Annotated in this window: 30 protein-coding genes, 3 tRNA genes and 3 pseudogenes; 12 read left to right on the top strand and 24 right to left on the bottom strand. The window is 68.4% G+C overall.

Annotation, left to right across the window (positions count from 1 at the left end; genetic code table 11):
• Genes ACQP1P_RS46480 through ACQP1P_RS46490 form a run of 3 tightly spaced genes read right to left on the bottom strand, consistent with a single transcriptional unit; the run spans position 1 to position 4,104 of the window.
• On the bottom strand, positions 1 to 807 hold the full coding sequence (locus tag ACQP1P_RS46480) for a TrmH family RNA methyltransferase (protein WP_433090424.1): 807 nt from the start codon (positions 805 to 807) through the stop codon (positions 1 to 3).
• The gene (gene valS, locus ACQP1P_RS46485; RefSeq protein ID WP_433081582.1) at positions 807 to 3,290 is read right to left on the bottom strand and encodes a valine--tRNA ligase; all 2,484 of its coding nucleotides are present in this window, start codon (positions 3,288 to 3,290) and stop codon (positions 807 to 809) included. Before valS ends, ACQP1P_RS46480 begins: the two co-directional genes overlap by 1 nt.
• Before the next feature lie 25 nt (positions 3,291 to 3,315).
• Positions 3,316 to 4,104: an SDR family oxidoreductase gene (locus ACQP1P_RS46490; RefSeq protein WP_433081584.1), complete on the bottom strand. Its 789-nt coding sequence runs from the start codon at positions 4,102 to 4,104 to the stop codon at positions 3,316 to 3,318.
• Positions 4,105 to 4,160: 56 nt separating this feature from the next.
• Between ACQP1P_RS46490 and ACQP1P_RS46495 the strand changes: the two genes are divergently transcribed.
• Both ACQP1P_RS46495 and ACQP1P_RS46500 read left to right on the top strand, forming a co-directional pair.
• Entirely contained in the window at positions 4,161 to 4,433 is a 273-nt protein-coding gene (locus ACQP1P_RS46495) for a hypothetical protein (protein ID WP_433081586.1), read from the top strand.
• Positions 4,430 to 4,750, top strand: a complete 321-nt coding sequence (locus ACQP1P_RS46500; RefSeq protein ID WP_433081588.1) for a CopG family transcriptional regulator — start codon at positions 4,430 to 4,432, stop codon at positions 4,748 to 4,750. Before ACQP1P_RS46495 ends, ACQP1P_RS46500 begins: the two co-directional genes overlap by 4 nt.
• An 80-nt stretch (positions 4,751 to 4,830) precedes the next feature.
• On the opposite strand, the gene ACQP1P_RS46505 is transcribed toward ACQP1P_RS46500, so the two are convergent.
• The 8 genes and pseudogenes from ACQP1P_RS46505 to ACQP1P_RS46540 form a co-directional block, all read right to left on the bottom strand.
• Entirely contained in the window at positions 4,831 to 5,238 is a 408-nt protein-coding gene (locus ACQP1P_RS46505; protein WP_433081590.1) for a hypothetical protein, read from the bottom strand.
• A 277-nt stretch (positions 5,239 to 5,515) separates the two neighbouring features.
• The gene (locus ACQP1P_RS46510; protein WP_261962035.1) at positions 5,516 to 5,833 is read right to left on the bottom strand and encodes a helix-turn-helix domain-containing protein; all 318 of its coding nucleotides are present in this window, start codon (positions 5,831 to 5,833) and stop codon (positions 5,516 to 5,518) included.
• A pseudogene (locus ACQP1P_RS46515) lies at positions 5,808 to 6,194 on the bottom strand (type II toxin-antitoxin system RelE/ParE family toxin). Before ACQP1P_RS46515 ends, ACQP1P_RS46510 begins: the two are co-directional and overlap by 26 nt.
• A 173-nt stretch (positions 6,195 to 6,367) precedes the next feature.
• Positions 6,368 to 6,925: a Uma2 family endonuclease gene (locus ACQP1P_RS46520; RefSeq protein ID WP_433081592.1), complete on the bottom strand. Its 558-nt coding sequence runs from the start codon at positions 6,923 to 6,925 to the stop codon at positions 6,368 to 6,370.
• A gap of 398 nt (positions 6,926 to 7,323) precedes the next feature.
• The gene (locus ACQP1P_RS46525; RefSeq protein WP_433081594.1) at positions 7,324 to 7,881 is read right to left on the bottom strand and encodes a Uma2 family endonuclease; all 558 of its coding nucleotides are present in this window, start codon (positions 7,879 to 7,881) and stop codon (positions 7,324 to 7,326) included.
• Positions 7,882 to 8,245: 364 nt separating this feature from the next.
• Positions 8,246 to 8,461 carry a type II toxin-antitoxin system HicB family antitoxin gene (locus tag ACQP1P_RS46530; protein WP_433081596.1) on the bottom strand — a complete coding sequence of 72 codons (216 nt, stop codon included), beginning with the start codon at positions 8,459 to 8,461 and terminating at the stop codon, positions 8,246 to 8,248.
• A gap of 14 nt (positions 8,462 to 8,475) precedes the next feature.
• A complete protein-coding gene (locus ACQP1P_RS46535) occupies positions 8,476 to 8,664 on the bottom strand; it encodes a type II toxin-antitoxin system HicA family toxin (RefSeq protein WP_259860377.1) in 189 nt (62 codons plus the stop codon).
• A 241-nt stretch (positions 8,665 to 8,905) separates the two neighbouring features.
• A complete protein-coding gene (locus ACQP1P_RS46540) occupies positions 8,906 to 9,211 on the bottom strand; it encodes a hypothetical protein (RefSeq protein WP_433081598.1) in 306 nt (101 codons plus the stop codon).
• Between the two features lie 310 nt (positions 9,212 to 9,521).
• Here ACQP1P_RS46540 and ACQP1P_RS46545 point away from each other — a divergent pair, with 310 nt between their 5' ends.
• Complete coding sequence (locus tag ACQP1P_RS46545; RefSeq protein WP_433081600.1) at positions 9,522 to 9,968, top strand: hypothetical protein; 447 nt, start codon at positions 9,522 to 9,524, stop codon at positions 9,966 to 9,968.
• 380 nt (positions 9,969 to 10,348) lie between these two features.
• On the opposite strand, the gene ACQP1P_RS46550 is transcribed toward ACQP1P_RS46545, so the two are convergent.
• Positions 10,349 to 10,630, bottom strand: a complete 282-nt coding sequence (locus ACQP1P_RS46550; RefSeq protein ID WP_433081602.1) for a DUF3892 domain-containing protein — start codon at positions 10,628 to 10,630, stop codon at positions 10,349 to 10,351.
• Positions 10,631 to 11,078: 448 nt separating this feature from the next.
• Between ACQP1P_RS46550 and ACQP1P_RS46555 the strand changes: the two genes are divergently transcribed.
• Positions 11,079 to 11,459, top strand: a complete 381-nt coding sequence (locus ACQP1P_RS46555; protein ID WP_433081604.1) for a helix-turn-helix domain-containing protein — start codon at positions 11,079 to 11,081, stop codon at positions 11,457 to 11,459.
• Positions 11,440 to 11,964: an ImmA/IrrE family metallo-endopeptidase gene (locus ACQP1P_RS46560; protein WP_433081606.1), complete on the top strand. Its 525-nt coding sequence runs from the start codon at positions 11,440 to 11,442 to the stop codon at positions 11,962 to 11,964. Before ACQP1P_RS46555 ends, ACQP1P_RS46560 begins: the two co-directional genes overlap by 20 nt.
• Before the next feature lie 144 nt (positions 11,965 to 12,108).
• Here ACQP1P_RS46560 and ACQP1P_RS46565 read toward each other — a convergent pair whose 3' ends face one another.
• The 3 genes and pseudogenes from ACQP1P_RS46565 to ACQP1P_RS46575 form a co-directional block, all read right to left on the bottom strand.
• On the bottom strand, positions 12,109 to 12,747 hold the full coding sequence (locus tag ACQP1P_RS46565) for a hypothetical protein (protein WP_433081608.1): 639 nt from the start codon (positions 12,745 to 12,747) through the stop codon (positions 12,109 to 12,111).
• A 42-nt stretch (positions 12,748 to 12,789) separates the two neighbouring features.
• Positions 12,790 to 13,494, bottom strand: a complete 705-nt coding sequence (locus tag ACQP1P_RS46570) for an HAD family hydrolase (protein WP_433081610.1) — start codon at positions 13,492 to 13,494, stop codon at positions 12,790 to 12,792.
• Positions 13,491 to 13,646 (bottom strand): annotated as a pseudogene (locus tag ACQP1P_RS46575) (GntR family transcriptional regulator); the annotation flags it as partial. The gene ACQP1P_RS46570 and the pseudogene ACQP1P_RS46575, both read right to left, overlap by 4 nt.
• A gap of 18 nt (positions 13,647 to 13,664) precedes the next feature.
• On the opposite strand from ACQP1P_RS46575, the gene ACQP1P_RS46580 reads away from it, so the two are divergent.
• The 4 genes and pseudogenes from ACQP1P_RS46580 to ACQP1P_RS46595 all read left to right on the top strand — a co-directional run bounded on the left by ACQP1P_RS46580 (position 13,665) and on the right by ACQP1P_RS46595 (position 15,533).
• Positions 13,665 to 14,123 (top strand): DUF3631 domain-containing protein, encoded by a 459-nt coding sequence (locus ACQP1P_RS46580; protein WP_433090426.1) that lies wholly within the window; start codon positions 13,665 to 13,667, stop codon positions 14,121 to 14,123.
• Positions 14,120 to 14,323, top strand: coding sequence for a helix-turn-helix domain-containing protein (locus tag ACQP1P_RS46585; protein ID WP_433081612.1), 204 nt, complete (start codon positions 14,120 to 14,122; stop codon positions 14,321 to 14,323). The genes ACQP1P_RS46580 and ACQP1P_RS46585 overlap by 4 nt, the downstream gene beginning before the upstream one ends.
• Positions 14,324 to 14,500: 177 nt before the next feature.
• Positions 14,501 to 14,923 carry an N-terminal phage integrase SAM-like domain-containing protein gene (locus tag ACQP1P_RS46590; RefSeq protein ID WP_433090428.1) on the top strand — a complete coding sequence of 141 codons (423 nt, stop codon included), beginning with the start codon at positions 14,501 to 14,503 and terminating at the stop codon, positions 14,921 to 14,923.
• Positions 14,920 to 15,533: pseudogene (locus tag ACQP1P_RS46595) on the top strand (site-specific integrase). The gene ACQP1P_RS46590 and the pseudogene ACQP1P_RS46595 overlap by 4 nt, the downstream one beginning before the upstream one ends.
• A gap of 123 nt (positions 15,534 to 15,656) precedes the next feature.
• Here ACQP1P_RS46595 and ACQP1P_RS46600 read toward each other — a convergent pair.
• The 7 genes from ACQP1P_RS46600 to crtI all read right to left on the bottom strand — a co-directional run bounded on the left by ACQP1P_RS46600 (position 15,657) and on the right by crtI (position 19,983).
• Positions 15,657 to 15,730: transfer RNA gene (locus ACQP1P_RS46600), tRNA-Phe, on the bottom strand.
• Between the two features lie 23 nt (positions 15,731 to 15,753).
• Positions 15,754 to 15,827 (bottom strand) — tRNA-Asp (locus tag ACQP1P_RS46605).
• A gap of 21 nt (positions 15,828 to 15,848) precedes the next feature.
• A tRNA-Glu gene (locus ACQP1P_RS46610) sits at positions 15,849 to 15,921 on the bottom strand.
• Positions 15,922 to 16,065: 144 nt separating this feature from the next.
• Positions 16,066 to 16,953 (bottom strand): polysaccharide deacetylase family protein, encoded by an 888-nt coding sequence (locus ACQP1P_RS46615; protein ID WP_433081614.1) that lies wholly within the window; start codon positions 16,951 to 16,953, stop codon positions 16,066 to 16,068.
• Positions 16,954 to 17,076: 123 nt separating this feature from the next.
• Entirely contained in the window at positions 17,077 to 17,961 is an 885-nt protein-coding gene (locus ACQP1P_RS46620; protein WP_433081616.1) for a MerR family transcriptional regulator, read from the bottom strand.
• Positions 17,958 to 18,485, bottom strand: a complete 528-nt coding sequence (idi, locus tag ACQP1P_RS46625) for an isopentenyl-diphosphate Delta-isomerase (RefSeq protein ID WP_433081618.1) — start codon at positions 18,483 to 18,485, stop codon at positions 17,958 to 17,960. The genes ACQP1P_RS46620 and idi overlap by 4 nt, the downstream gene beginning before the upstream one ends.
• A gap of 4 nt (positions 18,486 to 18,489) precedes the next feature.
• Entirely contained in the window at positions 18,490 to 19,983 is a 1,494-nt protein-coding gene (gene crtI / locus ACQP1P_RS46630; RefSeq protein ID WP_433081620.1) for a phytoene desaturase family protein, read from the bottom strand.
• A gap of 102 nt (positions 19,984 to 20,085) precedes the next feature.
• Here crtI and ACQP1P_RS46635 point away from each other — a divergent pair, with 102 nt between their 5' ends.
• The 3 genes from ACQP1P_RS46635 (at position 20,086) to ACQP1P_RS46645 (ending at position 24,388) form a co-directional block, all read left to right on the top strand.
• Positions 20,086 to 21,048 carry a phytoene/squalene synthase family protein gene (locus ACQP1P_RS46635; protein WP_433081622.1) on the top strand — a complete coding sequence of 321 codons (963 nt, stop codon included), beginning with the start codon at positions 20,086 to 20,088 and terminating at the stop codon, positions 21,046 to 21,048.
• Positions 21,045 to 22,322 (top strand): cryptochrome/photolyase family protein, encoded by a 1,278-nt coding sequence (locus tag ACQP1P_RS46640; protein ID WP_433081624.1) that lies wholly within the window; start codon positions 21,045 to 21,047, stop codon positions 22,320 to 22,322. The genes ACQP1P_RS46635 and ACQP1P_RS46640 overlap by 4 nt, the downstream gene beginning before the upstream one ends.
• A 644-nt stretch (positions 22,323 to 22,966) precedes the next feature.
• Positions 22,967 to 24,388, top strand: a complete 1,422-nt coding sequence (locus ACQP1P_RS46645) for a hypothetical protein (protein WP_433081626.1) — start codon at positions 22,967 to 22,969, stop codon at positions 24,386 to 24,388.
• Positions 24,389 to 24,420: 32 nt separating this feature from the next.
• Here the strand turns inward: ACQP1P_RS46645 and ACQP1P_RS46650 are convergent, their stop codons facing one another.
• Together ACQP1P_RS46650 and ACQP1P_RS46655 are read right to left on the bottom strand one after the other, a co-directional pair.
• Positions 24,421 to 24,663: a hypothetical protein gene (locus tag ACQP1P_RS46650; protein ID WP_350613844.1), complete on the bottom strand. Its 243-nt coding sequence runs from the start codon at positions 24,661 to 24,663 to the stop codon at positions 24,421 to 24,423.
• Positions 24,664 to 24,750: 87 nt separating this feature from the next.
• Positions 24,751 to 26,103: an ABC transporter substrate-binding protein gene (locus tag ACQP1P_RS46655; protein WP_433081628.1), complete on the bottom strand. Its 1,353-nt coding sequence runs from the start codon at positions 26,101 to 26,103 to the stop codon at positions 24,751 to 24,753.
• Position 26,104: the final 1 nt, after the last annotated feature.

The following is a 26,104-nucleotide window of genomic DNA, read 5'->3' on the forward strand; positions in this document are numbered from 1 at the left end:
CTACCAGCGGGACTTCCGCGCCCGCGCCTCATAGAGCAGGATCGACGCCGAGACGGACACGTTGAGCGAGTCGCCGGAGCCGAGCATGGGGACGGCGACCCGCTGGTATCCGCGGCCGTACCAGCCCTTGGCGATGCCATACCGCTCGCTGCCCACGACGAGCGCGGTGCGCCCGGCGTAGTCGGCCTGGCGATAGTTGATCGCCTCGTCGGTGTCGGCCAGCAGCACCGTGAAGCGCCGCGACTCCAGCCAGGCGACGGCCTCGTCCACGGTGTCGAACTCCAGCGTCGGTACCGTCAGGATCGTCCCCTGGCTCGCCCGGATCACCTTCGGATGCGTGAGCCTGGTCTTGCGGTTGGTGAGCACGAGACAGTCCGCCCCGCACGCGTCGAGCGAGCGGATGAGCGTGCCCAGGTTGCCCGGGATCTCCAGCCCGTCGGCGACCAGCACCAGCGCCGTCTTGCCGAGGCGCAGGTCGCGCTCGTCCCAGCGGGGCAGGGCGGCCAGCGACAGCAGCCCGTCGGGCTTGTCCCGCTCGGAGATCTTCTCCAGCGTGCGCAGGGAGATGCGGAACGAGCGCTCGGCCCGCTCCGCGATCTCCTCCGCCCGCTTGTGGGCCTCGTCGGCGTAGACGGCCTCCGGGCACCAGAAGAAGGTGTCGATCGGGGCCCCGGCCTCCAGCAGCATGTTGTGCGCCCAGAGCCCCTCGGCCACGAACAGCTTGTACCGGTTCGGCGCCGTGTTGTTCTGGATGTGCTGCACCTGCCGGACGGCCGGGTGTTGCAGCCCGATGGCCTGAAGTTCCATCACAGGCTGACGGTAGCCGACAGCTCCTCCGCCTCGGAGATGGCCCAGTCGCGCACGTTGCCGGCCGCGGTGAGGTCGCCGCGCACCCGCTCCAGGGTCGCGACCGGCCCGGCCACTTCCACTCGGGCGACCTCGGCCTTCATCGACTGCCGCGCGGCCGACTTGGCCCGCCGGATCGCCCCGAGCACCTGCGCCGCGACCGTGAACGGCGCGACGTCCGCGGCGTGCGGCGCGTCGGGCCAGGGCGCGCGGTGCACGGAGCCGTCCTGCCACCACGACCAGACCTCTTCGGCGACGTAGGGCAGGAACGGCGCCAGCAGCCGCTGCACGGTCGACAGGGCCACGGCGAGCGCGGCCCGGGCCGAGTCCACCTCGGCCGGGGACGCCTCCCCGTAGGCGCGGGCCTTCACCAGCTCCAAGTAGTCGTCGCAGAAGGTCCAGAAGAACTGCTCGGTGACCTCGAGCGCCCGGGCGTAGTCGAAGCCGTCGAACGCGGCCGTCGCCTCGCGCACCACCGTGGCCAGCGCGCCGAGCAGCGCGAGGTCGACCGGCTCGGTCACCTTGGCCGCCTCGGGCGCGCCCCCGAAGCCGAGCACGAACCGGCTCGCGTTGAGCAGCTTCACCGCCAGGCGCCGGCCCACCTTGAACTGGTTCACGTCGATGGCGGTGTCGACGCCGCGGCGGGCGCTGCCGGACCAGTAGCGGATCGCGTCCGCGCCGAACCGCTCCAGTAGCTCCTCGGGCGAGTCCTTGGCGTTGTCCTTGGACTTGGAGAGCTTCTTGCGGTCCGGGTCGAGGATCCAACCGGCGATCGCCGCGTGCTTCCACGGCAGCACGCCGTGCTCGAGCTGGGAGCGCAGGACGGTCGTGAACAGCCAGGTGCGGATGATCTCGTGCGCCTGCGGCCGCATCGCCATCGGGAACACGAGCGCGAACAGCTCCGGGTCGTCGAGCCAGGCCCCGGCGATCTGCGGGGTCAGCGACGACGTCGCCCAGGTGTCCATGACGTCCGGGTCGCCGACGAACCCGCCCGGCATACCGCGGTCGATCTCCTCGAAGCCCGGCGGGGTGTCGCTGCTGGGGTCCATCGGCAGCGTCTCGGGCACGATCGGGTCGTCGTAGATCGGGTTGGCGTCGGCGTCGAGGCGATACCACAGCGGGATCGGCACCCCGAAGAACCGCTGGCGGCTGATCACCCAGTCGCCGGTGAGCCCCTCGACCCAGTGCTCATAGCGGGCCCGCATGTGCGCCGGCTCCCACTCCAGCTCCCGCCCGCGCTCGAGCAGGGTCTCGCGCAGCTCGGGGGTGCGGGCGCCGTTGCGGATGTACCACTGGCGCGTCGCCACGATCTCGACGGGCCGATCGCCCTTCTCGTAGAACTTCACCGCGTGGGTGATCGGCCGCGGCTCCCCCTCGAGCTCCCCGGAGGAGCGCAGCAGCGCCACGATCTTCTCGCGCGCCTGGTTGACCGTCAGCCCGGCGACCGGCGCGTAGAGGTCCTCGTCCACTCCGTCGGGCGGCTGCAGCCCGAGCCGGCCGTTGCGCTGCATCACGGTGCGGGTCGGCAGGTCCAGCTCGCGCCACCAGACCACGTCGGTGAGGTCGCCGAAGGTGCACACCATCACCAGCCCGCTGCCCTTCTCCGGGTCGGCGAGGTGGTGCGCCAGGATCGGCACCTCCACGTTGAAGACGGGGGTCCGGACGGTGCTGCCGAACAGCGCCTGGTATCGCTCGTCGCCCGGGTGCGCCACGAGCGCCACGCACGCCGGCAGCAGCTCGGGGCGGGTCGTCTCGATGCAGTGCTCGCCGAACCTGATCCGGTGGAAGGCGCCCGGCCGCTCCCGGTCCTCGAGCTCGGCCTGTGCCACGGCCGTGCCGAACGACACGTCCCACAGCGTCGGGCCGTCGAGCGGATACGCCTCCCCGCGCGCGAGGCTGTTGAGGAACCCGCGCTGGGCCGTGGCCCGGGCGCGGTCGCCGATCGTGGTGTAGAGGTGCGACCAGTCCACCGACAGGCCCACGTGCTTCCAGAGCCGCTCGTAGGACTGCTCGTCGATCTCGGTCTGGCGCTGGCAGAGCTCGATGAAGTTGCGGCGGCTCACGAGCACCCGGTCCTTGCCGGGCTTCTCGGGCGGGGTGAAGCCGGGGTCGTAGGGCAGCGTCGGGTCGCACTGCACCCCGAACGTGAGCTGCACGCGGCGCTCGGTCGGCAGGCCGTTGTCGTCCCACCCCATCGGGTAGAACACTTCGCGGCCGCGCATGCGCTGGTAGCGCGCGATGATGTCGGTCTGCGTGTAGGAGAACACGTGGCCGATGTGCAGCGCGCCGCTCACCGTCGGCGGCGGCGTGTCGATGGAGAACACGTTCTCGCGGGCGGCGGTGCGGTCGAAGCGGTACGTGCCCTCTGCCTCCCATACGCGCGCCCATTTCTCCTCGAGGCCGTCGAGGCTGGGACGCTGCGGTATGCGGTCGATTTCAGGCATGCCCCGATGCTAGGACCGGGGAGTTCTAAGCGCCTTTCAATTCACTTACGGACCGTGGTCGCCGGCCCGTAAGTGCCTCGACATCGCCGGTGACCTCGGCCAGCTCGCCGTTCGCGATCGCCTGGTAGGACGTCACCCATCCGGCGACCTCGAAGTCCGGCGCGCCGTAGTGGGCCCGCGACGCGTAGGCCTCCTCCACCGTCTCGGGGACATATGTCTTTCCGAGCACGGCGGCGGCCTCGTGAAGCGTGAACGCTTCCGGTCCGGTCAGGGTGTACGTCCTGTGCTCGTGCGGCTCCGGATCCTCGAGCACGGCCACGACCGAGGCCGCGATGTCGTCATAGCTCACGGCGGCGACGCGCCCGTCTCCGGCCGGCCCGCGAATGACCCCGTCCGGGCCCGCGAGCCGCGGGATCATCTCGAGGTACAGGTTGTCGCGCAGGAACGTGTACCGGAGCCCGCTGGCGCGAATGTACTGCTCGGTGTGCCAGTGATCCCGCCCGAACGTGAACGTGCAGTCCTCCGCGGCGCCGGCGAAGCTGAGGTAGACGATCCTGCCGATCCCCGCTTCCACGGCGGCGTCGACGGCCGTCCGGTGCGCCTGGAGCCGGTGCGGATCTTCGCGGCCCGACACCAGGAACAGCGTCTCGGCGTCGCGCAGTGCTCGTACCATGCCCGATCTATCGGCGTAATCGGCACTTCTCTCGGCTTCGGGCATCTTGGTGCGGTCCCGCACCAGCCGCACGTGCGGCTTGGTCAGCAGTTTGCCGACCCGCCCGCCGACCTGCCCCGACGCTCCGCTCACCACGATCATGCCTCCAGTATCCGCCCTGCTGGACGGGCGTATGACGGGCGTCGTACATTGGGGTCATGCCCTACCGCTGGTGGCCGGCGACCTTGGCGGCCCTCAGCGGAATCGACCCGCTGGAGGCCCTGGAGGCCCTCAACGCGGACCGTCGACTCCCACGGGCAGGCGAGGCCCTGGGCCTACCGGTCCTGAGCGTGTGGGCCCGCACCAAGGCGGGACGCCCGTTGATCGTCGTCCTGCGACACGAAGGCGGCCTGGAGTGGCTCATCGTCGGCGCGCTCGACATGAGCCCGGCCCAGCGGGCCGAGTTCGAGGAATGGGAGGCCAACCAGTGAGCGAGTTCCACGCCCGCGCGACGGACGACCAGCTGGATCAGCTGGCTCTGGCCGTGGCCGCGGGAAACATCACCTACACCGACGCTCCGGCCGCCCTCCCCCCGAAGCCCGACGGCGAGACCATGGCCGTGTACTCGGTGCGCCTGCCCACGGACACCGCGGAGCAGCTGGCCACCTTGGCGAGGACCCGCGGCGTGAAGCCGTCGACGCTGATGCGCCAGATGATCGAACAGTGCCTGGCCACCGAGGCCGACGACCACCCGATCTCCCTGGCCGACGCCCTGCGGGCCCTGACCACCCTGCGCAAGGTCGCCTGACCATCGGGATCGTGCCTGCGGATCAGCCCTCGTCTCCGAAAGGGATCAACTGGAGCCCGACACGGCGTTGTCGCGAATGTCTACGCCGAGTCCTGATCCCCCGCTTCTCCGGCCGGACCTGTTTGCACAGGCCGGTCCTCCGGACACGGCGTGCCCTGGCGGCGCAGCACCCACCACAGCCCGAACGCCACCACGACCACCGTCGCCGCAGCCATGGCCAGCGTGGCCACTGGGACGTCGCCGTCCAACCCCACCTCGGGCGCCGCCCCCAGCAGTTGGTTGCCGGCACAGAGACTGGTCTTTCCTTTGCGGCTGTAGACCAGATAGCGATTGCCTTCGACGAAGTTGAAGCCGCAGCTCGGGCCCTCGATCGCGGTCTTCACCTCGACGTGCCCCGCCGCTTCGCCCTTGTCCACCCGCTCGACAGTGAGCCGGGCGGTCATCAGGTCGGCACTCGACATGCTGAACGTCGGCCGGTCAAGCTCCACGACCACACCGACGAAAACCAGGTCGGCCCAGGCCGCTTTCTCCGTCGGGTCCAGCTCGGCGCAGCTGCACGCGCACGCCGTCCCAGTCGGCCCGACTAGGAGGTCATCGCCACCAGTACCGCGAGGTATCCCCACAGTCTCCGCATGGCCCTCAGACGCCCCGCACGACGCCAGGGTTCCTAGCCCGGGGGGGAAAGCGATCTGGTCCAGCGTGAATCAGCGGTGAGCGCGGTTGTTCGCGGCCGTTGCCACACGCGTTGCTACACGACCCTGAGGTTTAGGCGATGGCGGTAATGTCGCCGTCCTCGAAATAGATAGCCTGGTGGAGGCGGCCGCCCAAGGCCACGGCATAGCGGGCGAGGACCTCCTGCCCCGAGACCTTGCCCTGCTCGATCTGCGACACCCGGCCTTTGGTGACGCCCATGCGGTCGGCGACCTGCTGCTGGGTCAGCCCGCGGCTCCTGCGTGCCTCGGCGAGCCGATGCCCGGTGACCTCGGCCAGCAGCTCCTGCTTACCAGCCGCAACGGCTTCCTCGCCGCCGGCCTGTTCGACGAGCTCGGCTCGGATGTCACTCCAGCGCACGTAGCTGCTCATCGCTGGCCCCCTCTTCCTGTGCGCGTTCTTTCAGGTAGACCTCGTAACGCTGTTCCGCGAGCGGTGTCGCCTCCCGGTACCAGGCCTCCCACTGTCCCGCCTTATCACCGGCGACGAGCAGGATGCTGGACCGCCAAGGGTCGAAGACGAACAGGATGCGCATCGTCCCAGGTCGTAGCTCTTTGAGGTTGGCGAGAGACGAATGGGTGATCGTATCGACGAGGGGTCACCCGAGGCCGGGCCCGTTCTCCGCCAAGGCGTCGATAGCAAGCACGACCCTTGCCTTGGCTGACGGTTCCAACGAGTAGATCCAGGCGCGCACTTCATCGACAACGTAGATGCCCCACTCCGGTGTGGTCACGGAGGAAGTGTAGCGAATGCTATACCGCTCCGACCGCCCGCCGCCTGGTAGCTCCTCGCTGCTACACGGATGAGCGAGGTGGTGGATGGTCCGGCATGGGTCGCCGGCGAGTGCGGTTGTGCGCGGCCGTTGCTACACGGATAGGCCTGTTCGGTTCGGAATGTGCGGCGCGCTCAGCGCCGCATCAGGTCCCGGGTGTCGATCTCGATGGCGAACGGCACGTCGGACGAGAGGACCTCGCCGTGCTTGGCGACCGCGTGTTCGACGTAGTGGCCGCCGTCGAGGCGGAGCAGCCGCAGTGTGACGTGGACTTCCTCGTCGCGCTCGGCCAAGAGGTACCACCCGATCCTGGCGGCGGCGTACAGCTGCATCTTCACCAACCGGTCGGCTGCGGCGTTCTTGGGTGACACGACCTCGCCGACCAGGGTTACGTCGGCCACGTCGAACGTGGTCGGCTCATCGGTGTCGGTGATCGCCAGATCCGGAATCACGATCCGGTCGGTCTGAAGTCGCAGGTTCACCGCTTCGAACGTCCACAGCTCAGCCGCCGATGCCCCAGGCTCCAGCGCGTTGGCCAAGCGCCGGGAGAGGTGCTGGTGGCGCGGGGTGGGCGCCGGGCTCATCAACAAGCTCCCATCGATCAGTTCGAAGCGATTTGTCGTCTCGCCGAGCGCGAAGTATTCGTCCTCGGTCCACGGCCCGTTGTGCTGGTCGAGTGCGGCGATGCTCACGCTGGATTCACCTCCGGTAGCTGGCTACCAGTGTCCCACGTGGGGGACATCAGCAGGCCGCTCGACCGCGTGCGCGCACGATCAGTCACGGTGCGAGGACTTGACCGTCCGCTGCCCAGGACGCTGTCGTTGCTACATGGATGAGCGGGGCGGCGGGCTGCGGACGTAAAAGACCCCGACCGCGTCTCCGCTGTTCGGGGTCTGTAAAGCCCGGCGAAGAGCCTTGTGGGCAGGGGCGGGGCCGACCCGCCGACCTTCCGCTTTTCAGGTCTGAGCAGCTTTCTACTGAGGGAGCCCTGCCCTCGGCGGACGTATGCGGATCCGGCCGCCGGTGGTCGGCGTTATGCGGCCCCGTTGCTACACGCGCTGCTACACAGGCTCAAGACTCGGACGGTCGCTTATGGGACGAGCAACGTGCGGGTGTCGAGCTCGAAAGGGAAGGGGTGAGCGGCGCTCAGCTGCTCGCCGGACTTGGCGACCGCATCCTCGATGTAATGGGTGCCGTCGAGCCGGTTGAGCCGGAGGGTGAGCGAGTCGGGCGATTCCGGCTCGACGAGGAGATACCACTCGATACGCGCGGCGGCGTAGAAGTGCATCTTCATCACGCGATCCGCCGCCGCGTTGCCGGGCGAGACGATCTCGCCAACGAGGGCGACCTGTGCCGCGTCAACAACGACGAAGTCGTCGGTCGTGTCCACGACGGCAAGGTCGGGGATGACGAGGCGGTCCGTGTGCAGCCGAACATTCACCGCTTCGTAGACGAGCAGGCCGGCGGCCGACGCGGGTGTGTCCAACTGATTGGCGAGGCGGCGCGAAAGACGCTGGTGGCGCGAACTTGGCGCGGGACTCACCAACAGGCTCCCATCGATCAACTCGATCCGGTTCGGCGTCTCGCCCAGCGCGAGGTAGTCGTCCTCGTTCCAGGGCCCCGCGTGCTCCATCGTTGCCACGCTCATGGCCTGGACCACCTCCCGGGACGCTGTGCTGCTACCACTCGCCAGTGTCTCACGATGACGGGCGTTGGCAGTGACGACGACCGTCCGCTATCGGCAAGACCGCCGTTGCTACACGATCCGCCCGGCCCGCCGGGTCATGCAGGCAAGACCCCGACCGCGTTCCCGCTGGTCGGGGTCTGTAAAGCCCGGCGAAGAGCTTTGTGGGCAGGGGCGGGGTCGAACCGCCGACCTTCCGCTTTTCAGATCAACGCAGCCACGCTCCGAGAGACGGCGAACCTGATAGAACCATCCAGGTCCGGCTGTCGGCGCTCAGAGGTGTGCGGAGCCGTTGCTACATGCGTTGCTACACGGGCGCCCCATGGGGTCATGCCGCGAGGAGATCGACCCTGACCGCCGTGGGGACCGGAAGGGGCTCGCCCCGTTCGCCGAGCAACTCCAGGTGAAGCTTGATCGCCTCTCGCATTTCGGCCACCGCCTCATCGACCGTGTTGCCCAATGCAACACACCCGGGCACCTCAGGCGACCAGGCGCCGTAGCCGCCGTCTTCTGCACGTTCTACAACGATTGCGTACCCACTCACTGTTGCTCCCCCCATCACAGTCCCGCCTGTCTCAGGATGCTGCGCTCTGTACCGCGTGGCAAGTCCGCGCTCGGGCTGCCTGCGATCGTGACGACGCCCTGCTTCGTCGGGTGAACGTACTGCCGATGGCTGCCGCGAGTCCGTGCAAGTAACCAGCCGTCGGACTCGATCATCTTGATGATTTCACGCACCTTGAGCGGCACTCCGACCCTTCTGGGTATGTGGCTCGACGCCTTGCCGTGATCAAGTGGAGGGTCGAACTGCGGTCATGACCTGTCTATCGTAGGGCCAAGTGGCCTTATGGCAGTCTCACGAACGCAAGGCACTGCTCCGCCGACGGTTCGTATGGCTGGCGTCATCAAGGGAGTCGGCCCTTGCCGGCTTCATCGATGACGTGGATGCATCCACTCCGGTGGCGCCACGGAGATGCAGCGCATCGCGGTCCTACTTCCGCTGGCGCATCGTTATTCGGTCAATCTGCGGGAGCATGGTGGGCATCTCATCGGTGACCCACGCGTACTCCAATGCGGAAAGTGTTCCCTCATCCAGCCAGACGAGGATTTCGCCGATGTACTCGCCGCGGTCACCGTGGACCGCAGCATCCACGGGGATGCAGCCGTTTCGCCGTCGAGACTGCCTGGACCCCTCCGCCACGCGGAGATCCACGCTTGCTGAGCCCGGCGACCACGTCGCGACGACCGCGGCCACGCCGATCTGCGACCGGAGTTCCTGCACGCCGTCGAACTCCACGGAGGACGTGTTGAAGGACGCAGCGCTCAGCATCGTTCAACGGACGAGGTCTTCAGAGTCAAGTCGGCCCGGGCATACAAAGACCCCGACCGGCGTTTCCGCTGGTCAGGGTCTGTAAAGCCCGGGCGAAGAGCTTTGTGGGCAGGGGCGGGGTCGAACCGCCGACCTTCCGCTTTTCAGATCAACGCAGGTTCGTGTTGGCGGGGGTTCCGGGCTGCGATGAGGTCCGGAACGGGCCAGAGATGAGTGCCGTCGTGCGCGGCTGTTGCTACACGCGTTGCTACATCGGGATGTCGTCAGGCGATAGCTGATGTCGCCGTCGACGAAGACTGGCGCTGTCAGGCTTGAGCGCATACTGTGCGCCGTGGCAGGTAGATGGCACCCGGAGACCGGGCCGGAGGACTTCCTCGCAGCGACCGTGAACCAGGCTTGCCTCGTGCGGGACGCGGACGAGGGTCAGCCAACCTACGATGCGGGTATCGGGTTCTTGGGCTTGACCATGAGCGCGATGCCCGAGACGCCTGAAGGCGAGTACATCGCCGAAGTGCTGGCGTCTCTACATCTCATCTGGGGAACTCTGACAGATGAATTGGACGCTCCGGGCAGGGGTTCGCCGGAGCAGGACGCCGCCGCGGTCCGCCACATGAAGCAGGCAGCCGCCGAGTGGCTGGCAGCCGTGGAGACGCAGCACGGCAGAGCGGCTTACCTCGATCGCTGGGTTCACGACGAGTGCGGGTATGAGCGGAAGCCGTCCTGAAAAAACGTCGTCAGGCTGAACGATCGCCGCTGTTTGCGACACAGGTCAGGCTGCGGCACACCTCGGTGACCGTCCGCTGTCCGGAGACCCGGCGTGCTACATAACAATCTTCGTGGCAGGTGGCGAGCGACAAAGACCCCGACCGCGTTTCCGCTGGTCGGGGTCTGTAAAGCCCGGCGAAGAGCTTTGTGGGCAGGGGCGGGGTCAAACCGCCGACCTTCCGCTTTTCAGGTCTGCGCAGCACGGATCGATATGACGTCCGAGCAGGGGATCCTGTTCGCGCATCGTTCCCCTTGGCTGCCGCTGTGTGCGGCCGTTGTTACACGCGTTGCTACACGCCGAGCCCGTGGGGCTCCGGAACCCGGAGCCCCACGGCGTGACTAGAACCGGGGCAGATAGAGCAGGTTGTTGGTCTCGATGCCGTCGGCCTTGGTGCGCAAGTATTTCGGCCGCCCGTAGGGCGCGATGACGTGGACGTCGACCCGGTGGTGCTGAGCGTCTTCGACGTACGCCTTGCCGTTCTGGTTCTCAATCCACGCAACGATCTCGGCGCGAGAGTTGTCGTCGATCCGCCCGTCGGCCGGGTCGTACCACTTGAGGCGGGTGATGTGCTCGTGTGTGTTGCCGCCCTCTAGACGGACGGCGGTGATCTGAATCGCCACTTCGGTGGGTCCTTCGCTCGTGTGGTTCCTTGTTGTGCCTTGTTTTGCCTTGAGCAAGGGCCGTACGCTGGCGCTTGGTCAGCGGGCTGCGTAGCGGCCCTAGTCAAGGCGGGCGGTCAGATGCCCGCCTTGACTACATTTAGGGCGATTTGAGTCGCTCCACGGTCGTGAGGCTCCCGCCCGATGTGAGCGCGAAGACGGTGCGGCCGTAGTAGATCTTCCTCGACTGGAGGTCGACCTCCTAAAGTTGGCGATCGTGAAGACCGGCTCCACGACTCGCGACGCCCGACATCCTGCGGATGTGCATGACGTCGACGTCGAGTTCTGAACGTGTCGAACTTACCGTGACACGAGGGAGCCGCGACGTCAAGCTGCACGTCGCACTGTCAGTCGGTCGTGGTTACAAACCCGTTCTGGTACTGTCAAGTAAGGTTGGCGAGGAGTGACGGTGGCAGAGGCGTCGAACGAGGCGATCGATCGCTTTTATGCGGATGTCGGTCAGCGGATTCGCGACGCTCGGGCTGAATCCGGTGCAACTCAGTCGCAGGTAGCCGCTCGCGCCGGCCTGACTCGCTCTTCTATCGCAAACATCGAAGCCGGTCGGCAAAGGGTGCCGTTGCATGTGCTGGCGATGGTGGCGGAAGTGCTCGGCGTTGAGCCGCAATCTCTATTTTCGATCGAGATGCTCCTTGAGGGTTCAATCGGAATGTCTGTTCTATCCCTTCGGCTGGAGGGTGAGGACCCGGCAGATCGGGAATTTATCGAAGGAGCGATCATGCAGCTAAACGTTTCCATGCGGGAGGGGAGCGATGATCAACCAGGAAATTGAAGCGATGGCGTCGGCGATGCTAGAGCGCTATCAGTCAATGATTGTGCCCGTTCCTGTGGAAAAGATAGCTGTAGCTAGCGGTGCGATGATCGCACGGAATCACTTCAGCGGAAATCAGTCGGGGTTCGCGCTTCGTCAGGGGAGCATGCGGATTATAGGTGTGAATACAACCACGAGTCCCAGGCGACAGAGATTTACAATTGGGCATGAATTGGGTCACTTGGAGCTTCACGTCGCGAAGTCATTGATTGTCGATCATTCGTACGTTTTCAATCGGGACGAGGTATCGAGTCTCGGCACTGATCGTGAAGAAGTCGAGGCGAACGGATTCGCCGCCGCGCTGTTGATGCCTCGACAACTTATCGTCTCTGAGCTGCAAAAAGAACTCCATAAGGCGGCTTTCAGTTCTAGAGATGAGCTGATCGGCCGCCTTGCCCGTGCGTTCGACGTCAGCAATGAGGCAATGGGTTACCGGTTAATCAACCTAAGCATTATTAGTGCTTGAGCGCTTGCGACTGACGGGTTTCTGAGGTCTTGCGTAAGAAACATGTGAGAATTATCCGAGGCTCCAACTTCCGACATTTGAGCCGGTACAAGTGGGGGCTGTGTCATCTCGGCCGTTCTCAGTCGACTTTCGGGGCGGTGCTGCTTAGGCTTTGGTTTCCGGTCTCCGCTTAGCCTTGACTGCCCTCCTATACCTGCGGCGATTTCGGGCACTTATGACGGCAGACCTCAAGTCTGCAGCGATCCGATGCAATCTTGACGGATCGGGATCCTTGAAGCCACGAAGTGGCGCTTCGTAGTGAAAGCGTCGCCATTGAAGCCCATTCTTGTCGACAAAAACTAATTTTACCTGAAACCTCGAAAGATCTGGATTTCCTTCCTCGTCTGGGTCTGGCGGATCGCAGTTATGGGCCGATACAAAGCCGACGATCGGCGCATTCGAAGCGAGTACGTGATAAACTTTTTCGGAGTCGAATTCTTGGCCGAACTCCTGGTCCACAATGTATGGATTTACAAAGAAAACCGGAGCGTCACTATAATTGATAATTTCATATCTGAATTGCTGAACCCAGCCATCTTCGTCCAGTTCGCAACCCGAAATTCTACCCACCACTAATCGGGCTTGCGCTAGTTCGGCTTCTGTCTTTTCTTCGCGGCGGGTATTGATTTCGTGTCTTAGAAGCCAGCCAGAGAAGATGACCGCTATTGTTGACATCGCTAAGCCAAGGATGCTTCCCCAGCCTTGCATCCAGTCGGTCACGGACGGGGCATCGGCAACGAACATGACAATAGGGTATCGGGCGTGCGCTACTGGTCGATACAGGAGCTAACCGGCTTCCACGCGCTCGGCCGTGAGCAGGGCCGCAGCAATGTCGATCATGCTTGTTAGCACTGCATCGGCTCTGGCATCGTGGAAGCGCAGAACCTTTGATGGCCTGTTTGCGTACGCAACCACTGGCATTCCAGCCGCCTGTGCACCCTCAATATCGAATAGCGAGTCGCCAATCAGGATGCACATCGCCGGTTCAACTCTAAGCATTTTGGCCGCGCGCCATAGCGGCTCCGGGTTGGGCTTCATCCGGTCGGGCTGGGCGTACGCACGGCCGGAAACGAACGCAATGAAGCCCGTCAGATGGTGCGCTCGCAGGTACGCCTCGATTGCGTCTGCCGAGTTGTTGCTCACGATTGCGACCGGTCGCCCCGACGCGCGGGCGGCCTCGATGACGGCCTGGCCGTGCGGCTCGGGGATCGCGGACTTCGCGGCGAGCAGTTCGGCGCGGCATAGCCCATCCTCGACCTCGCGGAGCAGTTCCGGCATGCCGAGCGTCGCCGACCAGCGGAGCATCTCCAGCGGGTCCGTCTCGGTGCAGATGTCGTCGCCGAGATGGACGCCGCGCGCGGCAATGAGGTTGAGCAGCTCGACCGCGACCTGCGGCGCCGGGTAGCCGCTGAAGATCGAGCACACCGGCCCGTCGAAGTCGAGCAGGATCGCCCGGCTGCGGGCCAGGAGTGCGTGCAGGTTGTCGGTCATCCCTGGTACTCCCTCGCGACGCTGTCCCACACGGAGTCGAACCACTGCTTGGACGCTGCCACGAACTGCGTGCCGTGCGAGGTGTCTTCTACGCTGACCTGGTAGTTGAACAGCGGCACGCAACCGTCCTCACCGCCGAGGCCGAAGACAGCGGCCAGGTCTCGACCCGCATCCGACTCCTGACCGACATCCGCGCCGCGTTTACCACCCTCGGCGACCCGGCCGCCGCGACCACCGCCGACCTCCTCGCCGCCCTCAACGACGACCCCAAAGGGCCGTGGCAGAGCTTCGGACCAACCGGCCTCACCGGCAAGCGCCTCGGCGACCTCCTGCGGGAATTTGGCATCAGCTCCAGCACCATCCGGTTCCCCGTCGGACAGGCCAAGGGCTACGTCCGCGAGGCCTTCGCTGACGCCTGGCAGCGCTACTGCCCGGCGCCCAACCGGGAGGCATCCGTCCCATCCGTACCAACGTCGTCTTCGCAGGTCAGCCCCGGTACGGATTGCCTCCCCGGTACGGATCAATCCGTACCGCCGCTGCAATCCGTACCGCCCCTGAGCAGCCAAAACGAGCTTGGTACGGATGGTACGGATACCCCGCGCCGTCGGCGCCCCGGAGGCGCCGCGTGACCATCGCGGTGAACGCCGATCAGGCCCGCCTCCTGCGCGTCGAGGATGCGGCCCGCCTGCTCAACATCGGCCGCTCTGCCGTCTATGACCTCATCCGCTCCCGCCGTCTGCGCAGCGTCAAGATCGGCGCGAGTCGACGCGTGCCCCGCGAAGCCATCGACGAAGTGAGCGCCCAACTGATCGAGGAGACGACACCGTGACGACGCCGAACAAGCGCCGCGCCCGTTCTCGCCGTGCCAACGGTCAAGGCTCCGTCTACCAGCGCGCGGACGGCCGCTGGGTCGGTGCCGCGTACGTCCCTGCAGGCCGATGGGACGTTCAAGCGCCAGCCGGTCTACGGCAAGACCGAGGCGGACGTGAACGAGAAGCTGATCAAGATGCAGGCCCGTTCCCACGAGGGCATCCCGGCCGAGGCGACCGGGTGGAACGTCGAGCAGTTCCTGACGCACTGGCTTGAGCACGTCGTACGGCCCTCCCGGAAGCCGAAGACGGCGCAGGGCTACGAGGTGGTGGTACGGGTCCACCTCATCCCCGCGCTTGGCAATAAGCGGCTGAACCGCCTCACGGTGGCCGACGTGCGTGCCTTCATCAAGCGGTTCGAGGCGGCGTGCCTGTGCTGCCGACACGAGGTCCACGCCAAACGGCCGGCGAAGCAGCGCCGCTGCTGTGCGGTCGGGCAATGCTGCCGTTCGGTGCCTTCGGCGCGCTCCGTAACGCCCTTCAGGCCGCCGTGCGTGAGGAACTGCTCCAGCGCAATGTGGCCAAGCTGGTGCAGATCAGCACGCCGACGTACGAGGTGAACCGGGGCCTCACCGCCGATCAGGCGCGGCTCCTGCTGAAGGCCGCGCAGGACGACCGGCTGTACGCGCTCTACGCCCTGGCGCTCTACCTCGGCCTGCGCCGTGGCGAACTGCTGGGCCTTCAGTGGTCGGATGTCGACCTCGACGCCGGCTCGATCGAGGTGCGCCGCACGCTCCAACGGGTGGACGGTGAGCTGCGAGCCGTGACTCCGAAGACCAAGACGTCACGCCGGACGGTGCCGCTGATCGGCCTCTGCGCCGACGCCCTGAAGGCCCACCAGGAGCGGCAGGCCGCCGAGGCGCGAGAGGTGTGGGAAGACTGGCAGCACACCGATCACGTCTTCACACGGTCATCGGGACGCCGATCGAGCCGGACAACCTCCGGCGGAGTTGGTACCCGCTGCGCCGGGCGATCGGCGCCGAGGCGATGCGCTTCCACGATCTCCGCCACAGCTGCGTGACGCTCCTGCTCGAACTGGGAGCGCCGCCGCACATCGTGCGGGACATCGTGGGTCACGCGGACATCGGGGTGACCATGACGATCTACGCGCACGCGTCGCTGGAGGAGAAGCGGGCGGCCCTGCGGAAGCTCGATGAGCGGCTGAAGTAGGGCTACTGCTACACGCGTTGCTACATAACGATCAAGGCGATCGAAAAGAGCCGCTGCAACGCAAGAATCCCTGACCGGCGTTTCCGCTGGTCAGGGATTCTGAAAGCCCGGCGAAGAGCTTTGTGGGCAGGGGCGGGGTCGAACCGCCGACCTTCCGCTTTTCAGGCGGACGCTCGTACCGACTGAGCTACCTGCCCATAAACCCCGAAAGGGGGCTGAGCGGTCCTGACGGGACTTGAACCCGCGACCTCCGCCTTGACAGGGCGGCGAGCACTCCAACTGCTCCACAGGACCTAGCTATCAACATGTACCGCGTGCCCCCAACGGGATTCGAACCCGTGCTACCGCCTTGAAAGGGCGGCGTCCTGGGCCGCTAGACGATGAGGGCGGCCCCGCAATCATCGCATATCGCGCGACTCGTGCGGTGTTGCTCCCATCCGGCCCCGCCGGAGGCTTTCAGAGCATACGTGACCCCTCCAGCGTTCTCCAAATGAGTATCCCTCAGTGGCGTGGCGGAGCCGGGATGCGCAGGTCAGACGGGCATTGCCACCAGCGTGAACTTGCCCTTCAGCTCCGGCAGGAGGGTCTTGTAGGCGGCCACCGTGGCGCTGCGGTCGCCTCCGCCGTCGTGGGAGAGGACGATCGAGCCCGGCTTCGTGTTGTTCCTCACGTTCGTGCAGATGTGGGTCGTCATCTGCTGGCCGGACCACTTCTTGATGTTCCAGTCGGACGGGTCGACGCTCCAGCCCAAGGATTTCATGCCCAGCTCGGAGGCGATCTCGACCGCGGTGGGGGTGAAGTTGCCGCCGGGGTGGCGGAAGTACTTGATCTGGGCGTCGGGGACGGCCTTGTGGATCTCGTCGTTGGTCTTCTGCAGGTCGGCGCGGATCACGTCGGCCGACTTCTTGCCCAGGCTCTCGTCGTGCTTCCAGGTGTGGTTGCACAGCGTGTGGCCGTCCTTGACGATCTCCTGGACGTACTGCGGGTACTCCTGCACGTTCACGCCGATGACGCAGAACGTGGCCTTGATCCCCTGCGCCCGGAGCATGTCGAGGATCTTCGGGGTCTCCGGGCCGGGCCCGTCGTCGAAGGTCAGGGCCACCGTCGAGTCGCCGGTGGTCCGGATGATCGACGAGGCCGGGGAGGACGAGGAGGCGGACGGCGACTCCGACGGGGAGGCCGAGGCCGACGGGGACGCCGAGGCGGAGGCCGAGGGCTTGGCGCTCGCGGAGGAGGAGCCGCCCGGGTCGACGGCCGGACGCGTGACCGGTTCGCCGCCGGCCTGGCCGGAGCCCGGGTAGGACCCGGAGCCCGACTGCGCGTGCCACGAGGCTGCACGCGGAGTGGCGCTGGAGTCGCAGCCCGCGAGGATGAGCGAGAACGCGCTGATCACCACCGCGGCGAGTCGTACACGGGACATGAGGGGCTCCGAGGGGGTTGTGAGGTTTCCCTGACGGAGCCACACGTTACTGATTCGAGACCGTCGACGTCCTCACGCGTTCGGCCCATGGCACGAACCCGGGAGTGGTGGCACAGGGGACTTTTACGCGGATGAACGGTCCAGTACCGAGGTCAGCATCCCGAGGGCCTCACCGAGGCTGTCCGGAAGGACGACTCCGGGGGGTACGGACGGCCGAGGCCAGCCCGGGCCGGCGGCGGCGAGAACCAGGGGGCGGGCACGCTCGGCCAGGATCGCCTCGAGCTGCCTCGGCGAGCCGGTGGACTGCAGCTGCGACCAGACGAGCACGGCCGCGGGGCCGGTGCGGCGCACGGCGGCCACCAGCGCCTCGGACGGCACCCGGGCCCCGAGCGAGCGGGCCGGCACGCCCTCGGCCGCCAGGGCCGCCGCGACCGCCTCGATCGGCAGGCTGTGCTGCTCGTCGTCGGCACAGGCCAGAAGAATCTCGATCGGTACCCCCGAAGGCGGCCGCGGCACCGCCCCGAGCACGGCGGAGACGCACCCCGAGACCAGGTGCTCGACCTCGACCAGTTCGCCCGTCACGGCGTGGCGCTCCCCGATCCCGGCCAGCACGGGCCGCAGCACGCCGTCCCACGCCGCGACCACCCCGAGCTCGCGGACGGACTCGGCGACGCGCTGGCGCACGGCGGGCGCGTCGAGGCGCAGCGCCGCCCGGCTGAGCCCGCGCACCGCCGCGGCGAGACCCGGGATCGGGCCCCCGGCCGGCGACGGGCGCGCCGTCGGGCGCCGGGCCCAGCGGGCCGCCTCGGCCGGGGCCACGCCCTCGACGATCAGGCGCTGCATGAGCTCGAGGCGCTGGATGTCCTGCTCGGTGTACCGCCGATGATGCCCCGGCTCGTGCAGCGACGGGCCCATCCCGTACCGCTGGTGCCACGTGCGCAGGGTCGTCACCGCGACACCGAGCCGCCGGGCCACGGCCCCGGCCGAGTAGGCGGCGGCGCCGTTCATCTCGCGGCTGACCGCCAGACGTCGAGGACCCCGGCGAGCCAAGGCGAGTAGAAGTCCGGGAACCGGCGGATCCGGTCGGCGAGCTCGTCCGGGGCCACCCACTCGGTCTCGGCCACCTCGGCCGGGTCGGCGTGGACCGAACCCTCGAACGGGCCGGTGAGCACGTGGTCGTACTCGAATTCGACGCGCCCGGAGTCGGGGTCGGCGGCCTGGTACACGTACACCCCCACCTCCCGCAGCGGCGCGGAGACGCCCAGTTCCTCGTCCAGCCGGCGCTCGGCCGCGGCGACGACGGACTCGCCGGGGCCCGGGTGCCCGCAGCACGAGTTGGCCCAGCGCAGCGCGAACCGGGTCTTCACCGCGGCGCGCTGCTGGAGCAGGAGCCGGCCGTCGGGCGCGACGAGCAGCACGGAGAAGGCGCGGTGGAGCCGGCCGGGGGCCCGATGGGCGGCCTCGACGGTCGCGGTGCCCTCGGCGCGGCCGTCGGCGGCGACGAGTTCGACCAGTTGCTGTTCGCGTGACAAGAGTTCAGGACTCCCCCGTGACACGGCTCGCCGCCAGGCGGCCGGAGATGAGCACCATGGGCACGCCGACGCCGGGCTGCGTGCCCGAGCCGACGAAGACCACATTGGACAGTGTGGGGTGGAGGTTGCCCGGCCGGAAGGGGCCGGTCTGGCGCAGCGTGTGGGCGGCGGCGAACGGGGTGCCGGCGGCCATGCCCTGATCGGCCCAGTCGGCGGGCGTGATGAACCGGGAGACCTCGATGGCGTCGCCGAACCCGACGTACCCCCGCTGCTCCAACGTCTCGATGAGTTCGCTGCGGTAGATGCCCGAGAGCGCGCCCCGCCAGTCCAGCAGCGGGGCGTTCAGGTTCGGCGTCGGGGCGAGCACGTAGTAGGTCTGGCGCCCGTTCGGGGCGAGCGACGGGTCCGTGCGCGTCGGGTTGGTGACGAGCAGGGACGGGTCGCTCATCAGCCGGCCCTGGTCGATGACCTCGTCGAAGGTCTCGCGCCACGACCGCCCGAAGTGGATGTTGTGGTGCGCGATCGCGCCGTAGGCCTGGCGCGAGCCGACGTGGAGCACGACGCAGGACGGCGAGTACCGCAGCGGGCCCAGCAGCGGGCTGCGCCATCGCGTCGGGGGCAGCAGGTCGCGGTACGCCACCGGAAGGTCGGGATTGAGCACGACCACGTCGGCGGGGAAGCGGCGGCCGTCCGAGGTCGACACCCCGATCGCCCGTCCGTTCGCGGTCTCGACGCGGCTCACCTCCGCGCCGTAGACGATCTCGACGCCGTGCTTCTCCGCGACTCCGGCGAGCGCGCGGGACACGGCGTGGATGCCGCCCCGCGGGAAGTAGACCCCGGCGACGGAGTCGAGGTAGGCGATGACCGCGTAGAGCGCGAGGGCCTGGTGGGGCGCGACGCCGGCGTACATCGCCTGGAAGGAGAAGATGCGGCGGGTGCGCGGGTCCTTGAAGTACGAGTCGATCTTGGACTGCAGCCGGCCGAACCCGCCGCGGCGGACCAGCCGCCACAGGTTGGCCGTGACCAGGTCGCGCGGGCGGTCGAGGTTGCGGTCGATGAAGTCGCGGCGCTCCAGCTCCCACAGCTCGCGGGCGTGGTCGACGAAGCGGAGGTAGCCGTCGGCCTCCCGCGATCCGCAGACCCGCGCGACCTCGCCGGCCATCCGGGCGGTGTCCGCGATGACGTCCAATGTGGACCCGTCGGGGAAGTGGGCGCGGTACGCCGGGTCGAGCTTCGACATCGGCAGCCACGCCGCCAGGTCCTCGCCGACGGTGCCGAGCAGGTCGGCGAGCAGCTCCGGCATGGTGAGCACGGTCGGGCCGGTGTCGAACTCGTAGCCGTCCAGGACGAGCCGCCCGGCCCGGCCGCCGGGCTGGTCCTCGCGCTCGAGCAGGGTGACGCTGCGCCCGGCGGCCGCGAGGCGGATCGCCGCGGCCAGACCGCCGAGCCCGGCGCCGACGACCACGACCCGATCCGTTCGGCCCCCAACGGTTCGCATGTCGTCCCCCAAGTGCGTTTCGGGTGGCTGTGCCGCCCAGCGTAGCGTAGGCTCGGGATTGCGTCGATTGCTGCGTCGATTTGGCGCACACCTGGAGGAAGAATGGATGCGTCCCTGGCCGCCGCCTACGAGCGGTGCCGCGAGCTGCACCGCTTTCACGGTCGCACCTACTACCTCGCGACGCGACTGCTTCCGGGGTGGAAACGGCGGCACGTCCACGCGCTCTACGGGTTCACCCGCTACGCGGACGAGATCGTCGACCGATCCGAGGGTGGCACCCCGCAGGAGCGCGCCGCCGAGCTCGCCGCGTGGTCGGCCGAGTTCCTGCAGGGGCTGCGCGGCGGGCACACCGACGACCCGCTGCTGCCGGCGGTGCTGCACACGATCCAGGTGTTCGACATCGACCTCGAGGACTTCCGCAAGTTCCTCGACAGCATGGCGATGGACCTGACCGTCACCGAGTACGAGACGTATGACGACCTCCTCGAATACATGGAGGGGTCGGCGGCGGTGATCGGCACGATGATGCTGCCGATCCTCGAGTCGTCCGACCGCGCCGCCGCCCGCGAGCCGGCCCGGCAGCTCGGCCTGGCCTTCCAGCTCACGAACTTCATCCGGGACGTGGCCGAGGACCTCGAGCGCGGGCGCGTCTACCTTCCGCAGCGCGATCTCGCCGAGTTCGGCGTCACCCGCGCCGACCTCGAGGCCGCGCTCGCCACCAGGCGGAGTTCGGACAAGATCAAGAGCCTGATCCGGTACCAGCTGAGCCGCGCCCGTCACCATTACGCCCTCGCCGCCCCGGGCATCCCGATGCTGGCGCCCGCGTCGCAGTCGTGCATGCGCGCGGCGTACCGGCTGTACGGCGGCATCCTGGACGAGGTCGAGGCGCAGGACTGCGACGTGTTCGTGCGCCGGGCCACGGTGCCGAAGTGGAAGCGGCTCGCGGTGGCGCTGTCGTGCGTCCTGGCGCGCCCGGGCGCCCCGGTGCCGGCGCCGTCCCCGTTGGAGATTCCCCCGCAGCGGGACGGGGCGGCGTTGCTGGATCTGCGCGGTACGGCCGCATGAGCACGTGCGTCGTGCTCTTCACGCGGGACCTGCGCGTGCACGACAACCCGGCCCTCGCCCAGTCCGTGCGCGCGTTCGAGTCGGTGGTGCCGCTGTTCGTCCACGACGACTCCCTGGCCGTCGGCGCTGCCCGGGCCCGGTTCCTGCGCGGGGCGCTCGACGACCTGCGGGGCGCGCTGCGGCAGCGCGGCGGCGACCTGGCCGAGCGGCGCGGCGACCCGGTGCGCGAGGCCGTCCGCGTGGCCAGGACGGCCGGCGCGTCGGCGATCGCGGTCGCCGGCGACGTGAGCGGGTATGCGCGCTCGCGCGAGCAGCGCCTGGCCGCGGCCTGCGAGTCGGAGCGCCTCGCGTTCAGGACCTTCCCCGGCGTGACCATCCTGCCCCCGGGCGCGGTCCGGCCGGGCGGGGGCGGCTCGCACTACAAGGTGTTCACGCCCTACTACCGCGCGTGGACGGCGGCCTCGTGGCGGGCCCTGGAGAACGCCCCGCGGCACGTGGTGCTGCCCCCCGACCTGCCGAAGTCCTGGTTCAGCGGCACCACTGGCGCGGACGGCGAGACGGCGGCGCGCGAGCGACTGTCCTCGTGGCTGTCGCGGCTGGAGTCGTACGCGGAGATCCACGACGACCTCGCGGCGGACCGCACGTCGCGGCTGAGCCCGTACCTGCACTTCGGCTGCCTCTCCCCGCGCGAGGTCGCGGAGAGGACCCACGGCCGCGAGGGGGCGGAGCCGTTCGTGCGGCAACTGTGCTGGCGGGACTTCTACCACCAGGTGCTGCACTCCTTCCCGGACCTGCGGCACAAGCCGTACCGCGCCGGCGCCGAGGACCGCTGGCGCGACGAGAAGGACGCGCTGCAGGCCTGGCGGGAGGGGCACACGGGGATCCCGGTCGTCGACGCGGGGATGCGCCAGCTGATCGCCGAGGGCTGGATGCACAACCGCGCCCGGCTCATCACGGCCTCCTACCTCACCAAGCACCTGGGCTGCGACTGGCGGGCCGGCGGCGACCACTTCTTCGACCTCCTCCTCGACGGCGACGTCGCGAACAACTTCGGCAACTGGCAGTGGGTCGCCGGCACCGGCAACGACACGAAGCCGTACCGCCGCTTCAACCCGATCCGCCAGGCCGAGCGCTTCGACCCGACCGGCGACTACGTGCGCCGCTACGTGCCCGAACTCGCCGGCATCCCCGGCCGGGCCGTGCACGAGCCCTGGAAGCTGCCGGCCTCGGAACATCGGCGCTACCCTTCCCCGCTGGCGCTGGACGTACACTGACGCGGCTCGGGCGGGTTGACGAACCACCCGCGTGAGTTGTGATCGACGCGCGCCCAGCGCCTCGCGCGCAGGTCGACTCCGGCCGCGCGCAGCGTGGCGCCGGGGACGCGCGCGGGCAGCAGCCCGTAGGCGCTGAGCGTCCGGTCGGCCGCGGTGCGGAACACGCACGGGAACACGTCCCCGCACGCCGCGCACCGCTCGCCCGTGAGGGTCGGAAGATGGTGCCGGACGACCTGCTGCGCCGCCCGGACGCCGGCCGGGGAGTAGCCCATGGTGTCGAACCACCTCTCGTGCGCGCACGTAGGTTGCGGTAGGAGGGCGGGCGCCCGAGCGGCCAAGGGTCAGTTGGCCGATCCGGACGCCCGCCCGTTCACCCGGCCGCGCGGACCCCTTGTCAGCACGCGGCCGGGGAATCGAGCGCTGCGCCGCATCACCAGGAACACCGGGGATCTTCCAACATGCACATGCAGAATGGCAACGACGTGTGGCCATAATGCGGGTTGAGCTGGCCTCGCATCACCCGTTCGGGTGATGCGAGGGCCCCCAGTGCGCGGCGGCCCACGGTCGCCCGGGCACACCGCGGGTCGACAACGCCTGGGCGCTGGCGGAGGATGTGGTTCCGCTCCTCGACGTCGGTAGGTGCCGTGACGATCCCCGAACCGATCGCTGCCCCCATCCCGCGGCAGCGACCGTCGGACGAGCAGGAGCGCACTCCGTCCGTCCACGGCGGCGTCCCCAGCCCGTGGTACCCCCCGCCCCAGCTCCCGCCCGAGCCGGCCCGCGGCTACCTCTGGCCCATCCTCACCGTGTTCCTCGTCGCCGCCACGCTGATCGCGCTCGCCGGGGCCGGCGCCACGGCGTGGACGCTGCGCGAGCACGGCAACGCGCCCACCGCGGCCACCTGGGTCGGCGCCGACCCGCACGCGATCGACGCCGTGCTGCAGCGGCGGGCCGAGGCCGTGCGGAAGAAGGACCAGGCCGAGTGGATGGCCGACGTCGACCAGGCCGACGCCGGATTCGCGCGGCGGCAGCGGCAGGAGTTCGAGAACCTCACCAAGCTGCCGTTCGCCGAGCTCGGGTTCGAGCGCGCCGCTCAGCCGGCCGTGAAGATGGCGGCCTTCCTGCCGCCGGCGCTCCTCGAGCGGTACCACGCCGCCGTGAAGGTCGTGCCCGTCACCGTCCGGCATCGCATCGAGGGGGTCGACAGCAAGCCCGTGGCCACGCCCTGGCTGGCCGTGTTCGGCTATGCGGCCGGCCGGTGGCTCGTCGCCGGCGACGGGGCCGGCAAGGAGCTGCCCACGGGCGAGGCCGGGCAGCCGTGGGACGCGTCCGGGCCGATCACCGTCGTGCGCAGCCAGCGGGTCGTGGCCGTGCTCTCGGCGGACAACGGCGGCGCCGGGCAGGGCCTGCTCGACCTCGCCGAGAACGCGCTGCGGCGGGTGGCCGCGGTCCGGCCCGGCGGGTGGGACGGGAAGGTGCTCATCACCGCCGTCGGGGACCGGCAGATCTTCGACACGTACTTCGCCGGGTCCCAGGACCGCATCGGGCAGGTCGCCGCCATCGCGGTGCCGTACTACTCGACCGTCGCGGAGTGGACGAACCGGCCGGCGTACGCCACCACGCGCATCGTGTTCAACCCGAGCGAGCTCACCGCGGCCGACGCCGAGCTCCAGCACGACCTGACCCACGAGTTCACGCACGCGGCCATGGGGCCCGTCACCGGGCCCTACACGCCGCGCTGGATCGTGGAGGGCTTCGCGGAGTACGTCGCCTACAAGGACGGACGGTTCAGCGCGGCGGGCATCCGGCAGGCCCTCGACGGCCTGGCGATCACGACGTTCCCGGACGACAAGCAGTTCTACGACGAGCCGCGCAACTACGTCACCGGGTGGCTCGCGTGCCGGATGATCGCCGACCGGTACGGCCAGGACAAGCTCATCGCCTTCTACGAGGGCTTCCAGAACATGTCCGAGGTCGAGTCGGTGGCCCGCTCGGTGCTCGGCATCGGCCGGGTGGAGCTCGAGCAGCAGTGGCGCGACTACGTGGAACAGCAACGGCGCGGGTGAACGGGTCACCCGCGCCGTCGCGAACGGAAGAACTAGGCCGGGGGGAGGCCGCCGTCGCCGTCGACGACCTCGTCCGGCGTGCCGTCCTGGTCCAGGTCGCTCATCGTGATGTCGACCTTGCCGTCGCCGTTGGTGTCGAACTGGAACAGGTCCGCCTTGCCGTCGCCGTCGGTGTCGATTGCCCACAGGTCGGGCTTGCCGTCGTTGTTCGTGTCGCCGACGAGAAGCTCCACGCGCTCATCGCCGCGGGTCTCGACGGTCTCGTTGTCGGTCATCTGGTGGGTCCTCTCACCTGACAAAGGGGCAATCCGGTTCACCGTAGGCCTTGCGGCACCGACGCGCGAGCCCAGAACGTGACACCGTCAGGCCTTGACGCCCGAGGTCACCAGCGACTTGATGGCCATCGCCGACTCGTCGAAGCCGACCACGAGGATGCCGGTGGCGCCGAAGCTCTTGATGTCCCCGGCGATCGGGTCGAAGAGCTTCGAGCCTTCCGATTTCTCGTACTTGTCCTTCGCCTCGTACTTCTTCACGAGAATGTTCTCGGGCCGGATGCCGGCGGACTGCAGGTCGGCCTTCACGCCCTCGGCCAGGCCGCTGCCGTAGTTGTCGTCGCGCGCGATGATCGCGACCTTCGTGTGCCCGTCGCGCATGATGATGTCCGCGACGGCCTTGGCCTGCAGTTTGTCCGGCGGCGAGGTGCGGAAGAAGAAGCCCTTGTCGTCGACCTTGGTGAGCGCGTCCGACGTCGCCGACGGCGAGATCATCACCCGGCCCGCGAGCGCGACCTGCGGGATCACGGCCGCGCTGACGCCCGAGGCGCCCGCGCCGATGATCACCGCGACGCCCTGGGCGATGAACTGCGCGGCGGTCGCCTTGGCGATCTCCGGGTTGGTGCCGTCGTCGCCCTCGACGACCTGCACCTGCTGCCCGAGCACGCCGCCGGCCTCGTTGATCTCCTTGATGGCGAGCTTGGCCGCGGCGAACATCGGCGGGCCCTGGAACGCGAGCGCGCCCGTCTTCGGCAGCAGCAGACCGTACTTCAGCGCCGGCTTCTGCCCCTTCCCGCCGGTCGCGGCCGCGGGAGCCGGTGGCGGGGTCTTGTCCTCGCTGGCCTGGTCGCCCGCGCCGACGAACTCGGTCTTGGCGTCGTCGATCTTGTTGCTGGTGCCGAAGTTGAGCACGCCGTACATCGCCGCCGACGGCTCCCCGACGCTCGTGAAGCCGCTGCTGCGCATGGAGACGCCGCGGTACTTGAAGTCCTTGCCCGACTTCGCGGCGGCCAGGCACGCGGCCACCCCGTCGCAGGTGTTCTCGCCCGTGGTGACGCCGATCATCTGCTTGGCGATGACGGCCGGGTCGACCGACTTGCCGGTCTCGGCGGCCAGGGCGGCGATGACGACGGCGTCGTAGGACTCGCCCGCGTAGTTGAAGTCGGTCAGCGTCGAGTCGATCGCCTTGACCCGGCGCTTGAAGTCCTCGCTGAGCGGTGTGAGCGGAGTTGTACCTTTCATACCGTTCAGGACCGCCGGGGAGTCCTTGAGCGCGTCTCCGAACGAGTTGGCCATGTTGCCGTCGGTTCCGTACAGCCGGATGTCGGCCGCCGAGACGGCGTCGTCGTCACTCTTCGCGCCGGAGGCGCAGCCGGATGCGGCGAGCAGCACTCCTATCGCCGTGATCGCTCCCACGATGGCGGTGGCCGACCGTGCGCGCATT

The sequence above is a fragment of the Dactylosporangium sp. CA-052675 genome, from assembly GCF_050947935.1.
Classification (GTDB): Bacteria; Actinomycetota; Actinomycetes; order Mycobacteriales; family Micromonosporaceae; genus Dactylosporangium.

Excerpts from the sequence above, each read along its gene's own strand:
- ACQP1P_RS46480 (WP_433090424.1), bottom strand. The coding sequence starts at position 807 with ATGGAACTTCAGGCCATCGGGCTGCAACACCCGGCCGTCCGGCAGGTG.
- valS (WP_433081582.1), bottom strand. The coding sequence starts at position 3,290 with ATGCCTGAAATCGACCGCATACCGCAGCGTCCCAGCCTCGACGGCCTC.
- ACQP1P_RS46490 (WP_433081584.1), bottom strand. The coding sequence starts at position 4,104 with ATGATCGTGGTGAGCGGAGCGTCGGGGCAGGTCGGCGGGCGGGTCGGC.
- ACQP1P_RS46495 (WP_433081586.1), top strand. The coding sequence starts at position 4,161 with ATGCCCTACCGCTGGTGGCCGGCGACCTTGGCGGCCCTCAGCGGAATC.
- ACQP1P_RS46510 (WP_261962035.1), bottom strand. The coding sequence starts at position 5,833 with ATGAGCAGCTACGTGCGCTGGAGTGACATCCGAGCCGAGCTCGTCGAA.
- ACQP1P_RS46525 (WP_433081594.1), bottom strand. The coding sequence starts at position 7,881 with ATGAGCGTGGCAACGATGGAGCACGCGGGGCCCTGGAACGAGGACGAC.
- ACQP1P_RS46545 (WP_433081600.1), top strand. The coding sequence starts at position 9,522 with ATGTCGCCGTCGACGAAGACTGGCGCTGTCAGGCTTGAGCGCATACTG.
- ACQP1P_RS46560 (WP_433081606.1), top strand. The coding sequence starts at position 11,440 with ATGATCAACCAGGAAATTGAAGCGATGGCGTCGGCGATGCTAGAGCGC.
- ACQP1P_RS46565 (WP_433081608.1), bottom strand. The coding sequence starts at position 12,747 with ATGTTCGTTGCCGATGCCCCGTCCGTGACCGACTGGATGCAAGGCTGG.
- ACQP1P_RS46570 (WP_433081610.1), bottom strand. The coding sequence starts at position 13,494 with ATGACCGACAACCTGCACGCACTCCTGGCCCGCAGCCGGGCGATCCTG.
- ACQP1P_RS46590 (WP_433090428.1), top strand. The coding sequence starts at position 14,501 with ATGCAGGCCCGTTCCCACGAGGGCATCCCGGCCGAGGCGACCGGGTGG.
- ACQP1P_RS46615 (WP_433081614.1), bottom strand. The coding sequence starts at position 16,953 with ATGTCCCGTGTACGACTCGCCGCGGTGGTGATCAGCGCGTTCTCGCTC.
- ACQP1P_RS46620 (WP_433081616.1), bottom strand. The coding sequence starts at position 17,961 with ATGAACGGCGCCGCCGCCTACTCGGCCGGGGCCGTGGCCCGGCGGCTC.
- crtI (WP_433081620.1), bottom strand. The coding sequence starts at position 19,983 with ATGCGAACCGTTGGGGGCCGAACGGATCGGGTCGTGGTCGTCGGCGCC.
- ACQP1P_RS46635 (WP_433081622.1), top strand. The coding sequence starts at position 20,086 with ATGGATGCGTCCCTGGCCGCCGCCTACGAGCGGTGCCGCGAGCTGCAC.
- ACQP1P_RS46640 (WP_433081624.1), top strand. The coding sequence starts at position 21,045 with ATGAGCACGTGCGTCGTGCTCTTCACGCGGGACCTGCGCGTGCACGAC.
- ACQP1P_RS46650 (WP_350613844.1), bottom strand. The coding sequence starts at position 24,663 with ATGACCGACAACGAGACCGTCGAGACCCGCGGCGATGAGCGCGTGGAG.
- ACQP1P_RS46655 (WP_433081628.1), bottom strand. The coding sequence starts at position 26,103 with ATGCGCGCACGGTCGGCCACCGCCATCGTGGGAGCGATCACGGCGATA.